At 63.1% G+C, this 13812-nt stretch carries 13 protein-coding genes; 8 read left to right on the top strand and 5 right to left on the bottom strand.

Translation table 11 applies throughout. The annotated features are described in order from the left end of the window. Window positions 1-74 precede the first annotated feature (74 nt). On the bottom strand, window positions 75-602 hold the full coding sequence (locus QZL63_RS07085) for a nitroreductase family protein (protein WP_022308627.1): 528 nt from the start codon (window positions 600-602) through the stop codon (window positions 75-77). 80 nt (window positions 603-682) lie between these two features. Between QZL63_RS07085 and QZL63_RS07080 the strand changes: the two genes are divergently transcribed. The 7 genes from QZL63_RS07080 (at window position 683) to QZL63_RS07050 (ending at window position 5849) form a co-directional block, all read left to right on the top strand. After that, window positions 683-1522 carry an HAD family hydrolase gene (locus tag QZL63_RS07080; protein ID WP_022308626.1) on the top strand — a complete coding sequence of 280 codons (840 nt, stop codon included), beginning with the start codon at window positions 683-685 and terminating at the stop codon, window positions 1520-1522. A 3-nt stretch (window positions 1523-1525) separates the two neighbouring features. Next, window positions 1526-2458, top strand: coding sequence for a hypothetical protein (locus tag QZL63_RS07075; protein WP_022308625.1), 933 nt, complete (start codon window positions 1526-1528; stop codon window positions 2456-2458). Beyond that, complete coding sequence (locus QZL63_RS07070) at window positions 2445-3134, top strand: ABC transporter ATP-binding protein (RefSeq protein WP_022308624.1); 690 nt, start codon at window positions 2445-2447, stop codon at window positions 3132-3134. The genes QZL63_RS07075 and QZL63_RS07070 overlap by 14 nt, the downstream gene beginning before the upstream one ends. 8 nt (window positions 3135-3142) lie before the next feature. Next, window positions 3143-3724, top strand: a complete 582-nt coding sequence (gene rdgB / locus QZL63_RS07065; RefSeq protein ID WP_022308623.1) for an RdgB/HAM1 family non-canonical purine NTP pyrophosphatase — start codon at window positions 3143-3145, stop codon at window positions 3722-3724. A gap of 17 nt (window positions 3725-3741) precedes the next feature. Next, window positions 3742-4350 (top strand): GTP cyclohydrolase I FolE, encoded by a 609-nt coding sequence (gene folE / locus QZL63_RS07060; RefSeq protein WP_022308622.1) that lies wholly within the window; start codon window positions 3742-3744, stop codon window positions 4348-4350. Window positions 4351-4556: 206 nt separating this feature from the next. After that, window positions 4557-5198 (top strand): DUF4136 domain-containing protein, encoded by a 642-nt coding sequence (locus tag QZL63_RS07055; RefSeq protein WP_022308621.1) that lies wholly within the window; start codon window positions 4557-4559, stop codon window positions 5196-5198. 24 nt (window positions 5199-5222) lie between these two features. Beyond that, complete coding sequence (locus QZL63_RS07050; RefSeq protein ID WP_022308620.1) at window positions 5223-5849, top strand: outer membrane beta-barrel protein; 627 nt, start codon at window positions 5223-5225, stop codon at window positions 5847-5849. A gap of 82 nt (window positions 5850-5931) precedes the next feature. Here QZL63_RS07050 and QZL63_RS07045 read toward each other — a convergent pair whose 3' ends face one another. From QZL63_RS07045 to sppA, 4 genes are all read right to left on the bottom strand, one after another. Further along, on the bottom strand, window positions 5932-6936 hold the full coding sequence (locus QZL63_RS07045) for an aldo/keto reductase (RefSeq protein ID WP_022308619.1): 1005 nt from the start codon (window positions 6934-6936) through the stop codon (window positions 5932-5934). Between the two features lie 37 nt (window positions 6937-6973). Further along, window positions 6974-9844: a DNA polymerase I gene (polA, locus tag QZL63_RS07040; protein WP_022308618.1), complete on the bottom strand. Its 2871-nt coding sequence runs from the start codon at window positions 9842-9844 to the stop codon at window positions 6974-6976. A 45-nt stretch (window positions 9845-9889) separates the two neighbouring features. Next, window positions 9890-10345, bottom strand: a complete 456-nt coding sequence (locus QZL63_RS07035) for a 6-pyruvoyl trahydropterin synthase family protein (RefSeq protein ID WP_022308617.1) — start codon at window positions 10343-10345, stop codon at window positions 9890-9892. Window positions 10346-10493: 148 nt separating this feature from the next. Continuing rightward, window positions 10494-12272, bottom strand: coding sequence for a signal peptide peptidase SppA (gene sppA / locus QZL63_RS07030; RefSeq protein WP_022308616.1), 1779 nt, complete (start codon window positions 12270-12272; stop codon window positions 10494-10496). 225 nt (window positions 12273-12497) lie between these two features. Between sppA and QZL63_RS07025 the strand changes: the two genes are divergently transcribed. Further along, entirely contained in the window at window positions 12498-13553 is a 1056-nt protein-coding gene (locus QZL63_RS07025; RefSeq protein ID WP_022308615.1) for an Mrp/NBP35 family ATP-binding protein, read from the top strand. Window positions 13554-13812 lie beyond the last annotated feature (259 nt).

Here is a 13812-nt window from a genome sequence, read left to right as displayed (position 1 = left end):
GTTTGACAAGATAAGACACCCGGGCCCCGGGGTCCGATGCTCCGGAGCCTCCACGGCCGCAACCGGGTCGGGAATCAGAGGCGGATGATCCGCTTCGCATCGTCCGTGTCGGGCAGCGGCGCGGGATGGAAGTCGGAGTAGCCGAGCGCAATGACACACAGGGGCTCGCAGCCTTCGGGGATCGGCAGAAAGGTGCGCAGGTAGTCGGCCGCCTGCTCGCCCTCGGGATCGTCCTTGCGGCGGGGCCGCCCGCAGACATGCACCCAGCACGAACCCAGCCCTTCGTCCACGGCCGCAAGCTGCAGCACGGTGGCCGAAATGGCGGCGTTTTCACGCCACAGATCGCTCGTCGTCGTGTCGCCGAGCACGACCACGGCCGCCGGCACGCCCTTCAGAAATGCCGACCCGTAATCGCGCATGTCGGCCATACGGGCCACCAGCGCGGGGTCGTCCACTACAAGAAAACGTGTCGTGCGCGTATTGCGCGCCGAGGGGGCCGTGAGGGCTTCGGCCAACATGCGGTCCATCACGTCGCGGGGAACCGGACGGTCCGAATACTTGCGGATCGAACGGCGTTGTGCTATCAGGCTCTTGAACTCCATAATTCCGAGGTTTTTCGGGGTTTCTGCTTGCAAAAATAGCAAAATTTGGATATTTTTGAAGTTCACAAACTGCGGGAACCATGGATTTCAGATTCACCATCGCTTTGATCTACGACTTCGACGGCACGCTCTCCCCGGGCAACATGCAGGAGTATGACTTCATTCCGGCCGTCGGCAAGAGCAACAAGGAGTTCTGGACCGAGGCCAACACGCTGGCCGAGGAGCAGGATGCCGACATGGTCCTCACCTACATGGCCCGGATGATCCAGGAGGCCAAGTCGAAGGGACTGTCGCTGCGCCGCGAGGCCTTCCAGGAGTCGGGGCGCCGCGTGACGCTCTACCGCGGCGTGAAGGAGTGGTTCGGGCGCATCAACCGCTACGGCGCCGAGCGGGGCATCCGCATCCTGCACTACATCAACTCCTCGGGCCTGAAGGAGATCATCGAGGGGACGGAGATCGCCCACGAATTCCGGAAGATATACGCCTGCTCGTTCCTCTACGACGTGGACGGCATCGCCTACTGGCCCGCCGTGGCGGTGAACTATACCAACAAGACGCAGTTCATCTTCAAGATCAACAAGGGGGTCGAATCGGTCTTCGACTCGAAGCTCGTGAACCGCTACATCCCCGAAAAGGAGCGTCCCGTTCCGTTCCACCACATGATCTATGTCGGCGACGGCACGACCGACATCCCCTGCATGCGGCTGGTGAAGAACTTCGGCGGCCACTCGATCGCCGTCTACAACCCCGATCAGAAGGGGGCCCGCAAGGAGATGGCCTCGCTCATCCACGACAACCGCGTGAACCACGTCTGCCCGGCCGACTACACCGAAGGCTCGGACATGGACCTGCTCGTCCGCACGATCATCGACAAACTCGACCTCGACGACCGGCTCGACCGGCTCGAGGTGGTGAAATAGCCCATGAACCTCTTCCGACTGAGATGGCTCCTGCTCGTGCGGTGGCTCCGCATGGTGGGGTGGTCACTGCCCGTCGTGGCGCTCTTCGCCGCCTTTGCCGCCGCGCTCTTCCTCTTCGTGGCAGGACACTGCCCGGCCCTCGCCGCAGCCCTCGCCGTACTGGCGGTCGTCCGCCTGCACCTCGGGCGCCGCGACCTGCGCCTGCTCGCCGGGCTACTCCGCCGCCCGAAGCTCCACCTGGCCGCCGAATACGCCCTCGCGGCGCTCCTGCCCGCCGGAGTGCTTGCAGCCCGGGGACACCTCCTCCACGCCCTGATCACAGAGGCTGCGGCCACAGCCTGCTGCCTCATCCCCCGGCGCAGCAGCAGAACGGGCAACGGATCGTGGCTCCGCATCGCATGGCTCGGCTACTCTCCCGAATGGACGGGTACCATCCGCAGCCACCGCACGGCTGCGCTCCTTATCGAGCTCCTGCTGCTCGGCAGCGCCTTCGTCCCCTATGCGGGCTTCCCGGCCCTCGCCCTCGCGGCCCTCGTCTGCACCGAGTGCTACACACGCAACGAGCCCCTCGTGCTGCTGCTCCTGCCCGGACGCGGCGGCAGCTCGCTGCTCTGGCTCAAGACCCGCACGGCCTGGCGCAACTACTTCCTGCTCACGCTCCCCGCAGCCGCACTCTCCGCGGCGCTCCATCCCGAAGCAGCATGGCTCGCCGCCGCATGGGCCCCCTTCGCGGCGCTCGTGCTGCTTTATGCCGTACTGGCCAAATATGCCGCCTACAGTCCCAAGGAGGGTGCCGCACCCCTACCGGGAGCGATGCGCATCGGCTACCTCGGGTTCCTCCTGCCGCCTCTGCTGCCTGTCACCCTGGCGCTGATTGTCGTCTACGCCCGCCGGGCCGAGAAAAACCTCAACCGCTACCTCCATGATTACGATTGATTCGCTCACCGTGCGTTACGGCCCGCAAACTGTGCTCGACAACCTGACGATGCACCTCTCCGAACGCTCCGTCCACGGACTGGTCGGGGTGAACGGCGCCGGGAAGACGACGCTCTTCGACACCTTCTTCGGGCTCGTCACCCCCGACAGCGGGTCAATCACCCGCTCGGGGCACCCCTTGAGGCGGAGCGAGATCGCCTACCTCGAGAGCGAGACCTTCTTCTACGACGGCATGACCGGGCGCGACCTGCTCGACCTGACCGCCCACTACAACCCCTCGTCGGACCCGGCGGTCTACGTCCGCGTCTTCGGCCTGCCCGTAGACCGCCCCGTGGCCGGGTGGTCGGCCGGCATGAAGCGCAAACTCGCACTCACCGTCACGCTCATGCAGCAAAAGCCGCTGCTGCTGCTCGACGAACCCTTCAACGGGCTCGACATGGAGAGCCTCCACGCCGCCCGGCAGCTCATCCTGCGCCGCAGGGAGGCCGGGGCCACCGTGATCGTCTCGTCGCACCTGCTCGAGACGCTCTCTCCGCTCTGCGACGACATCCACCTGCTCGACAACGGCCGCATCGCCACGGTCTACCGCCGCGAGGAGTACCCCCGCGCCGCAAACGAGCTCGAGGAGCTGTTCCACCGCCACTACCTGACCCGACTCTCGGACAAACCAAGCTGAAAAAAGATATGGAAATCGTATTCGCCACCAACAACGCACACAAGCTCCGCGAGGTGCAGGCCGTCCTGGGCGACGGCTTCACCCTCTCGACGCCGCGCGACTGCGGCATCACGGAGGAGATCCCCGAGGAGCAGGAGACCCTCGAAGGCAACGCCTCGCAGAAGGCCCATTATATCCACGACCGCACGGGCCGCAACTGCTTCGCCGACGACACGGGACTCGAGGTCGCGGCACTGGGCGGCGCCCCGGGCGTACACTCGGCCCGCTACGCCACCGACGGCCACGACTTTGCGGCCAACAACCGCCTGCTGCTGAAGAACCTCGAGGGGGTCACCGACCGCCGGGCCCGCTTCCGCACGGTCATCTCGCTGATCCTCGACGGCGAGGAGCACCTCTTCGAGGGGATCGTCGAGGGGCGCATCCTCGATCACGAAACCGGCCACGAGGGCTTCGGCTTCGACCCGCTCTTCGTCCCCGACGGCTACGACCGCACCTTCGCCGAGATGACCACCGAAGAGAAAAACGCCGTCTCGCACCGGGCCCGCGCCGTGCGGAAACTCGCCGACTATTTGCATTCCATCGGGAAATAGGGTATCTTTGCCGCGCTATGGAAGAGAGAAACTACCAAAAGGAGGAGCGTTTCGACCCGCATACGGTCGAGGCGCTGAAGCACCACTACGCCGAGATCCTGCGCCTGCTGGGCGAGGACCCCATGCGCGAGGGGCTCTTGAAAACGCCCGAACGGGTGGCCAAGGCCATGTCGTTCCTCACGAAGGGCTACGACGAGGACCCGCTGCAGATCATCCGCTCGGCCACCTTCCGCGAGGAATACAAGCAGATGGTGCTCGTCAAGGACATCGAGCTCTACTCGCTCTGCGAGCACCACATGCTGCCCTTCTACGGCAAGGCCCACGTGGCCTACATCCCCAACGGCTACATCACCGGGCTCTCGAAGATCGCCCGCGTGGTGGAGTGCTATGCCCGCCGCCTGCAGGTCCAGGAGCGGCTGACGGTCCAGATCCGCGACTGCATCCAGGAGGCGCTCAACCCGATGGGCGTGGCCGTGGTGATCGAGGCCAGCCACATGTGCATGCAGATGCGCGGCATCGAGAAGCAGCAGTCGGCCACGACGACCTCGGCCTTCACGGGGGTGTTCCTCTCGAGCCAGCGCACCCGCGAGGAGTTCATGACGCTCATCTCGCACCGATACAGATAGGCCCTTTGGCGAAGGCCCTCTTCACGAACCGGAACCCGCAGAGACCCTGCGGGTTCTTTTCGTTTCGGAGAGTCCCGAAGCGGGGCTCCATGCCCCGAAATCACCTCTTTATGCACCAAACGGCCCCGATGCGCCCGGGGTCCGGCATCGGGGAACGGAATTTGAGACGGAACGGGCGACAGCAAACCTAAAAAATTTCAACAACCATGATTGTCAAAAATTTGCGTTACACAGCACTCGCACTCGCAGCAGTTGCGTTCTGCTCGTGCCAGAAGGAGCCTTCGACATCGGACCTGCACGGGGATTACCTGGTCTACACGGCTCACGACACCGGCACCGACTTCTCCGCCATCGACACCTACTTTCTCCCGGACAGCATCCTGCTGATCGGCGGCAGCGACCGGACCGAATACTGGAAGGACGAGAGCGCTCAGGAGATCATCGCGACGGTAGCCGCGGCAATGGACAACGCCGGCTATACGCGCACCTACGACAAGGCGGCAGCCAACGTGGGCATCCAAATGAGCTATGTCGAGCAGGTGACCTACTTCGTGGGGTACAACAACCCCTACTGGTGGTGGTACTATCCCTACTACTGGACCCCGGGCTACTGGGGTGACTGGCTGGGCTGGCACTATCCCTACGGCGTCTACTACGGCTACACGGCCGGCTCGCTGCTGACCGAGATGCTCGACCTGGAGGCCGACCAGCAGAGCGGCAAGAAACTGCCGGTCATCTGGGACAGCTTCGCCGGCGGGCTGCTGACCGGCGACTCGTCGCTCAACCTGCAGCGCACGCTCGACGCCGTGGAGCAGGCCTTCGTGCAGTCGCCCTATCTGTCCAAATAATTGAACCCGAAAATACGACCGAATATGAAAACGTATAGACACTTGAAAACCGTTATCCTGTGTGCCGCGCTGCTCGTTGCTGCCCTGCCGGGCAAGGCGCAGCTCTTCCCGAACTCCTACGTGAACATCGACTGGCAGATGGGGGTTCCCCTGGGCGACAAGTTCGCGGACAAGGCTTCGGGGTGGGGCATGAACTTCGAGGGCGGCTACTTCGTGACGCCGGCCCTGACCGTCGGTCCCTTCATCTCGTACCAGACCAACCTCGAGGACATCTCGCGCCAAACGCTCCAGCTGGGTGACGGCGCTGCCATGACGACCAACCAGAAACACGCGCTGTTCCAGCTTCCGTTCGGCGTCGTGGCTCGATACAACTGGCTCAAGAAGAGTGTCTTCCAGCCCTATGTAGGCATGCGTATGGGAGCCTGCTATGCCCAGATGTCCTCCTATTACTACGTCATCAAGCAGTACACCGACACGTGGGGTTTCTACATGTCGCCCGAAGTGGGTGTCAGCATCTTCCCGCGCCCGGACTACCGCATGGGCTTCCACGTGGCGCTCTACTACGGCTATGCCACCAACACCGGCGACCTGCTGGTCTACTCGATCGACAACATCAACAACTTCGGCATCCGCGTCGGCATCTCGTTCTGACACGCCTCCGAGGCGATGGAAAAAGGGAGCACTCCCCGTGTGGAGGGTGCTCCCTTTCCGTTTTCCATGCCGAAAGGCACCGTCACCCGAGGGCGATGCCGTCGATGCGCTCCAGCTCCCCGTCCGAGAAGGCGGGACTCTGTAGCGCGCGCAGGTTCTGCGCGATCTGCTCCACCGAACTGGCCCCGATGATCACCGACGAAACCCTCGCATCGCGCAACAGCCACGCCAGAGCCATCTCGGCCAGCGACTGTCCCCGTTCGCGGGCCAGTGCGTCGAGCTCCCGGATCCGGGAGAGCATCTCCCCGGTCAGCACCTCACGACGCAGCGACTGCCCGGCGGCCATGCGCGAATCCTGCGGGATACCGTCGAGGTAACGCCCCGTCAGGAGACCCTGGGCCAGAGGCGAAAAGGCGATGAATCCCGACCCCGCCTCTGCTGCGAGGGACAGCACGCCCGAAGTTTCGGGACGACGGTCGAAGAGGTTGTATCGGTCCTGAAAAAGCAGGCAGTGAACGTCGCGCCGGGCCAGATAGGAGAAGGCGAAGCGGGCCGCCTCGAGCGGATAGCGCGAGATGCCGACATAGAGGGCCTTGCCCCGGCGCACGATGTCCACAAGGGCCTGCAGGGTCTCCTCGAGCGGCGTTTCGGGATCGTAGCGGTGCGTGTAGAAGAGGTCCACGTAATCGAGCTTCATGCGGCGCAGGCTCTGGTCGAGACTGGCCATGAGGTACTTGCGTGAACCCCAGTTGCCGTAGGGACCGGGCCACATGTCGTAGCCGGCCTTTGTCGAAACGAAGAGCTCGTCGCGGTAGGGTGCGAACGACTGCTGCATGAGCCGTCCGAAGTTCTCCTCGGCCGTCCCATAGGGCGGACCGTAGTTGTTGGCCAGGTCGAAGTGGACGATCCCCCGGTCGAAGGCGTAGTGCGCCATGCGGCGCACCTCCGTGAAAGGGCGTTCGGTGCCGAAATTGCGCCACAGACCCAGCGAAAGCGCCGGCAGCAGCACACCGCTGCGCCCGGCCCGCCGGTAGACCATGCCCGAGGCATAGCGATCGGGCGAGGGGACATAGGGAGCTTCCGTCATCGTATTCTGTATTTTGCGGTGTATCCGCAGTAAGGGATCAATGCGCCTCGAGCCAGTTGCGGCCCACGCCGGCATCGGCGACCAGCCGCACCTTGAGCCGGGCAGCCGACTCCATCGACTCGGTGACGATGCGCACGACCTGCTCCTGCTCCTCGCGGAGCATGTCCACGACCAGTTCGTCGTGCACCTGGAGGATCACCTGCGAGCGGATGCCCTCGGCGGCGAAACGGCGGTGGACATCGATCATGGCGATCTTCATGATGTCGGCAGCCGAACCCTGAATCGGGGCATTCACGGCGTTGCGCTCGGCCAGGCCGCGCGCCACAGCGTTGTGCGAGGCGATGTCGTTCAGGTAACGACGGCGGCCGAAGATCGTCGCCACGAAGCCCTCCTCGCGGGCCTTCTCCACCACGCGGTCCATGTACTCCTTGACCTTGGGATAGGAGCGGAAATAGCCGTCGATGATCTCCTTGGCCTCCTTGCGGGGAATCTCCAGCCGCTGGCTCAGCCCGAAGGGAGAAATGCCGTAGATGATGCCGAAATTGGCAGTCTTGGCCCGCCGGCGCTCCTCCGGAGTCACCTCGGCGAGCGGCTTGCCGAAGAGGCGAGCGGCCGTCGCGGCGTGGATGTCCTCGCCGTGTTCGAAGGCTGCGATGAGCGACTCGTCGCCCGAAAGGTGGGCCATCAGGCGCAACTCCACCTGGCTGTAGTCGGCCGAGAGCAGCAGGTGATCATCGTCCGAAGGGATGAAGGCCTTGCGGATGCGGCGCCCCATCTCGTCGCGCACGGGGATGTTCTGCAGGTTGGGGTTAGTCGAGGAGAGACGCCCAGTAGCCGTCACGGCCTGGTTGAACGACGTGTGGATGCGCCCTGTCGTGCGGTTCACCAACTGCGGCAGCGCCTCGACATAGGTCGAGAGCAGCTTCTTCACCCCGCGGTACTCGAGGATGAGGTCCACGATGCGGTGCTTGTGGGCGAATGTCTGGAGATACTCCTCGTCGGTGCAGAACTGCTTGGTCTTGGTCATCTTGGGCTTCTCCGCGATACGCATCTTCGCAAAGAGCACCTCGCCCAACTGCCGCGTCGAGTTGATGTTGAGCGACGGCTCCCCGGCCTCGGTGCGGATCGCAGCCTCGAGTTCGGCCATCGTGCGGTTCAGTTCGACGGCATATTCGGCCAGCGCCGCGCTATCGATCCGCACGCCCGCCATCTCGATGTTGGCCAGCACCTCGATCATCGGCTCCTCGATCTCGAAGTAGAGATCGTGCAGCCCGATGCGCTCGACCATCGGCAGGAGCACCTGCTTGAGCTGCAGCGTGACGTCGGCGTCCTCGGCGGCGTACTCCTTCACGCGTTCGACATTCACCAGATCCATCGTCAGCTGCTTCTGGCCCTTGCCAATGAGCGTCTCGATCTCGATGGGCCGGTAGTTGAGGTAGCGTTCGGCCAGCGTGTTCATGTTGTGCCGCGACTCGGGGTCAAGCAGGTAGTGGAGGATCATCGTATCGTACTTGCGCCCGCGGACGGCCACGCCGAGCCGCCGGAGCACCATCAGGTCGAACTTGACATTCTGACCGATCTTGGCGATCCGCGGATTCTCGAATACCGGACGGATGATCTCTGCATATTCGGCCGTGCACTCCTCGCTGAAGGGCACGTACCACGCCTTGTGGGGTTCGACGGCGAACGACATGCCGACGATGCGGTCGTTGAAGATGTCGAGCCCCGTCGTCTCGGTGTCGAAGCAGAACTCGTCCCGCACGGAGAGCTCGCCGACAAGCTGCCGGAGCGATTCGGCATCGCCCACCAGCAGGTATTCGTGGGGCGTATCCTGCGCCGTGCGGAACTGCATCGCGTCGGCAGCCTCCTGCAGCTCGGCAACGGGAACCGGACCCCGAAGCGGTTCGACGGGCTCGCCGAAGAGGTTGCCCAGACCGGCCAGCGCGGCCTTTTTCGCCGCCGCGGACTTCGCCCGGGCCATCTCGGCCAGCTGGCGCTGCTCCTCCTGACGCGGTCCGTCGGGCAGCGGCTCGGGGGGCGCGAGGTTGGCCAGATCGTTGAGGAAGGCCTTGAAGTCAAGTTCGGCGAAGAGCGCCTTCAGATCGTCGAGGTGGGGCGCACAGACCGTGAGCTCCTCCTCGCGGAAATCGATCGGCACGTCCAGACAAATCGTCGTCAGCCGCTTGGCCAGACGGAGGTTGTCGCCCCATGCGGCGATCTTCTCGCCCTGCCGCCCCTTGATCGAAGCGACGTTGTCGAGGATACGCTCGACCGTTCCCCACTCCTGCACCAGTTTGCAGGCCGTCTTCTCGCCGATGCCCGGGACCCCCGGAATATTGTCCGAGGCGTCACCCCACAGGGCGAGAATGTCGCGCACGAGCACCGGATCGTCGATGCCGTACTTCTGGCGGATGGCCTCGCGGTCCACGATCTCGATCGCCCCGTCGGAACCCTTCTGCTTGTAGATACGGCAGTGTTCGCGTACCAACTGCCCGTAGTCCTTGTCGGGCGTCACCATGTAGACGTCGTAGCCGGCCGCAGCCCCCTTCTGCGAGAGGGTGCCGATCACGTCGTCGGCCTCATAGCCCTCGACTTCGAGAATCGGGATGCACATGGCTTCGAGCACCCGCTTGACATAGGGCACCGAAATGAGTATGTCCTCCGGAGTCTCGGAGCGGTTGGCCTTGTATTCGGGGAAGATCTCGCGGCGGAAACTGCCACCCTTGGGATCGAACGCCACGCCCAGCAGGTCGGGGCGCTCACGCTTCTGGATGTCGCGGAGGAACTTCACGAAGCCGAAGACCACCGAGGTGTTCATTCCGTTGCGGTTGCGCATCGGGCGGCCCAGGAAGGCGTAATAGTACTTGAAGAGCAGCGCGTAGGCGTCTACCAGGAAGAGTTTTTTCATAGCGGGGCTGTGTGTGTTGCCTCCTTCACAGGAGCGTGGAATGTATCATGCGGGGTTGTCCTCGGCGAACCACTCGGCAAACGACGTGGCCGTCTCGTGGAGCCGCAGCGAATGGAGCCGGACCCCTTCCGGCAGGCGGGAGGCGATGCGGCGGGCGAAGTCGGCGAGCATGTTCTCGCACGTGGGCTGATAGTCCACGACGACGATATTCGAAAAGCGTTCCCCGAGGGCCTCCCGGACGGCACGTCCCCGTTCGGAGTCGCGCAGGACGAAGGCGTGGTCGAAGCGCGAGACGATCTGCTCGTTCACGATGCGCTTGAGCACGCCGAAATCCATCACCATGCCGTATTTCGGGTTTCCGGGATCGGCCACGGGCCGCCCGGCCACCGTGACGAAGAGCCGATAGGAGTGCCCGTGAATCTCGCGGCACGGGCCGTCGTACCCGTCGAGTGCGTGGGCCGCCTCGAACGAAAATTCTTTGATCAATCTGATTACTGCCATACGACAAAGATACGCAAAAATTCGGTACGCACGACATAAAAGAGGCAGGGAAAAAATCCGGAACGCACAACAAAAAAGGGGCGGGCGGCCGCCTGAAAGCGGACCGCCTGCACGGAAAACGGAACCGGGGAGCACATCCCCCGGGCGGTTACCTCAACTCGACCTCGTAGGGCGAATACATCAGCACGCCCTGCATGCGGAGCAGCCGCTGCACGCGGTCGTACCCGCCGAAGAGCTCCTGCAGCTCCGAGCGCACGAAGGCCTTGCGTACGCTGACATTGAGCGCCGAAAGCATGGCGGCCAGACCGCTGGGCTGCTGCGTGACCTCGACCACGCGGAAGTTCTCACCCAGGCCGGCCTTGTCCACAGCCAGCGCAATGGCGGTCTTCAGTCCGCCGTAAGCATCGATCAGCCCGATCCCGAGAGCATCGCTGCCCGACCACACACGACCGCCGGCAATGTCGAGCACCTTCTCGATCGGAAGGTTGCGCCCGGCGGCGACATCCTGCGTGAAGGTCTCGTAGACCTTGTCCACGCCGCGCATGATCGAGGCGCGCTGGGCAGGCGTAAGCGGCTCGACGGAGCCCATGCCGGCCGAAGCGTTGCTCTTCACCCCGTCGAGCGTGATGCCCAGTTTGTTCTTGAGCGCGTCGATCGGATTGAGGAACATGCCGAAGACACCGATCGAGCCGGTGAGCGTCAGGCGGTCGGCGACAATGACGTCGGCCGGGCAGGAGATGTAGTATCCGCCGCTGGCGGCATAGGAGCCCATCGACACGACAACGGGTTTCTCGGCCCGGAGCAGCTCCATCTCGCGCCAGATGACATCCGAGGCCAGGGCGCTGCCGCCCGGGGAATTGACACGCACAACCACGGCCTTGACCTTCTCGTCGCGGCGCACGTCGGCCAGTTCGGCAGCGAGCGAATTGCCGTAGACGGCATCGCCGTAGCCCTCGCCATCGACAATCTGCCCGTCGGCATAGACGACGGCCACCCGGTCGGCCCCGAGGTTGTCGAGATCCACGCCCACCATCGAGGCGTAGTCACCGAGCGACACGAAATCGTAGTTGCCCTCGCCGTCGTCCTCGACTCCCAGCTCGGCGAAGACCTCCTTCATCTGGTCCTCATAGAGGAGTCCGTCCACGAAACCGTATTTCAGCGCATCCTCAGGGAGCGTCACCTGCAGCTTGTCGGCGATCTCGTTGAGCCGCTCCACGTCGATGCCGCGCGATGCGGCAACAGCCTCGGCGATCGTTCCCCACATCGAATCGACGAGCGCCTGCATCTGCTCGCGGTTGGCCTCCGACATGCGGTCGAGGATATAGGGTTCCACGGCGCTCTTGTACTTGCAGACCGTCGGGCGGAAGACCTCGGCCTTCAGGTCGAGCTTGTCGAAGAGACCCTTGTAGAACATCAGGCTGGTCGAAAGTCCCGACCAGTCCATCCCGCCCTCGGGCTGGAGATAGATGCGGTCGGCCGCCGAAGCCAGATAGTACTGCCCCTGCGAATAGGTTTCGTTGTAGGCGACGACAAACTTGCCGCTCTGCTTGAAGAGTTCGATCGCCTCGCGCAGCTCCTCGATGAGGGCCGTGCCCGTAACGCCGCCCGTACCGTTCATGCGCAGGTAGATGCCCTCGATCCGGTCATCGACCGCCGCGGCCTCGAGCGTGCGGAGCACCTTGAGCAGCGAGAGCTGGCGCGTGGACTGCAGCGTACGGAAGTCGAATCCGGCCAGCGGGTCCGACGAGGGAGCGTCGTTGATGACCTCCGAGAAGTCGATCCTGAGGATCGAACCCTCCTTGACAGTAACGGTCCGCTCCATCGAACCGGCAATTGCGAACAGGATGAACATCCCGAACAGCAGGATGGCCAGCGATCCGAGCACAAAGGCCAGGAGTGCGGCCAGAAAAGTCTTGATGAAATTCATATAGGAACGTATTAAATTTGAATCATGCCGTATGCGGGCAAGTACAAAGATAGCGTTTTTTTCACGGGCGCCACCATAATTTATCGTTTTTCGATAAAATTCGATCCGCCCGACCGGGCATCCGACCGGGGCTGGAGTGCGGAAAAGCGACCAAATATTTACCGACACGCTACCTATTGTCTGAAATATGCGTTATCTTTGTCGGGTAAGTGATACCGTGAAATTATGGAAGAAAAGATCAAACAGCTGCTCACGGCGATCGTCCATCCCGAAACCGGACAGGATATCGTAACGAGCGGATTCATCGAACATACGGCCGCAGCGGCCGGCAAGGTGACGGTGGTCCTGCGCTTCGCCAAGACGCGCGACCCGTTCGCCCTGAAGATCAAGAAACAGGCCGAAGAGCTCCTGCAGGAGGCATTCCCGGGCAGCGAGGTGCTCGTGGTCATCAAGGAGGGCGGCGCCGCCCCCCGTCCCGAACCGAAGCTGAAGACGACCACGGGCGGCATCGCCCACGTCATCGCCGTAGCCTCGGGCAAGGGCGGGGTAGGCAAATCGACCGTCACGGCCAACCTGGCTGTCGCCCTGCGCAACATGGGCTACCGCGTCGGGATCCTCGACGCTGACATCTACGGGCCCTCGCAACCCAAGATGTTCGGTGTGGAGGGTTACCTGCCCGAAGCCGTGCAGGAGGATGGCGAGGACCGGATCATCCCGGCCCGCTCGATGGAGATCGAACTGATGTCGATCGGCTTCTTCATCAAACCCACCGATGCCCTGCTCTGGCGCGGGGCCATGGCCGTCAGCGCCCTCAAGCAGATGATTCACCAGACCCGGTGGGGCACGCTCGATTTCCTGCTCGCGGACCTTCCTCCCGGCACGGGCGACGTACACCTGTCGATCATCGGCGAGCTCAAGATTGACGCCGCAGTCATCGTCTCCACCCCGCAACAGGTGGCCGTAGCCGACGTGGTGCGGGGCGTAGAAATGTTCCGCAACGAACACGTCGGAATTCCCGTAGCGGGCGTCATCGAAAACATGGCGTGGTTCACCCCGGCCGAGCTGCCCGACAACCGCTACTACCTCTTCGGCCGCGGCGGCGCACGGGACATGGCCGAGAAGAGCGGAGTCCCGTTCCTCGGCGAAATACCCATCGTACAGTCGATCATGGAGGGCAGCGACGCGGGATGCCCGGCGGCCTCCACCCATCCGATGGTCGAGAAGAGCTACCGCGAAATCGCCGAAAAGGTGGTGGAGCAGGTGATGAAAAACGGTCGATAACCTGTCGGCAAGCCTGTTGATAACCGATGAAAAAAGATGAAAACTTCCCCCTCCCCGCATTTGGAAAATCCAACCGGAGCCGGGTATATACGGCTTTCGCGGGAAACCAAAAAAAGTTTTCGGAAATTTTCGTCGCCCGACCGGAGCCCGAAACGGAACAGATTGTTGAAAATCGGAGGCTGTCGATATGTGGATAACGGTTTTCAACATTTGTGGACAACGCAAACAGTGAAGTGATTTGCAGCAGGTCGCAGAAGAG

This window comes from Alistipes sp. CAG:268, from assembly GCA_000434235.1.
GTDB lineage: Bacteria > Bacteroidota > Bacteroidia > Bacteroidales > Rikenellaceae > Alistipes > Alistipes avistercoris.
This window is presented reverse-complemented; position numbering and strand designations above follow the sequence as displayed.

Excerpts from the sequence above, each read along its gene's own strand:
- sppA (WP_022308616.1), bottom strand. The coding sequence starts at position 12,272 with ATGAATTTCATCAAGACTTTTCTGGCCGCACTCCTGGCCTTTGTGCTC.
- QZL63_RS07035 (WP_022308617.1), bottom strand. The coding sequence starts at position 10,345 with ATGGCAGTAATCAGATTGATCAAAGAATTTTCGTTCGAGGCGGCCCAC.
- QZL63_RS07070 (WP_022308624.1), top strand. The coding sequence starts at position 2,445 with ATGATTACGATTGATTCGCTCACCGTGCGTTACGGCCCGCAAACTGTG.
- folE (WP_022308622.1), top strand. The coding sequence starts at position 3,742 with ATGGAAGAGAGAAACTACCAAAAGGAGGAGCGTTTCGACCCGCATACG.
- QZL63_RS07085 (WP_022308627.1), bottom strand. The coding sequence starts at position 602 with ATGGAGTTCAAGAGCCTGATAGCACAACGCCGTTCGATCCGCAAGTAT.
- QZL63_RS07025 (WP_022308615.1), top strand. The coding sequence starts at position 12,498 with ATGGAAGAAAAGATCAAACAGCTGCTCACGGCGATCGTCCATCCCGAA.
- polA (WP_022308618.1), bottom strand. The coding sequence starts at position 9,844 with ATGAAAAAACTCTTCCTGGTAGACGCCTACGCGCTGCTCTTCAAGTAC.
- QZL63_RS07050 (WP_022308620.1), top strand. The coding sequence starts at position 5,223 with ATGAAAACGTATAGACACTTGAAAACCGTTATCCTGTGTGCCGCGCTG.
- rdgB (WP_022308623.1), top strand. The coding sequence starts at position 3,143 with ATGGAAATCGTATTCGCCACCAACAACGCACACAAGCTCCGCGAGGTG.
- QZL63_RS07080 (WP_022308626.1), top strand. The coding sequence starts at position 683 with ATGGATTTCAGATTCACCATCGCTTTGATCTACGACTTCGACGGCACG.
- QZL63_RS07055 (WP_022308621.1), top strand. The coding sequence starts at position 4,557 with ATGATTGTCAAAAATTTGCGTTACACAGCACTCGCACTCGCAGCAGTT.
- QZL63_RS07045 (WP_022308619.1), bottom strand. The coding sequence starts at position 6,936 with ATGACGGAAGCTCCCTATGTCCCCTCGCCCGATCGCTATGCCTCGGGC.
- QZL63_RS07075 (WP_022308625.1), top strand. The coding sequence starts at position 1,526 with ATGAACCTCTTCCGACTGAGATGGCTCCTGCTCGTGCGGTGGCTCCGC.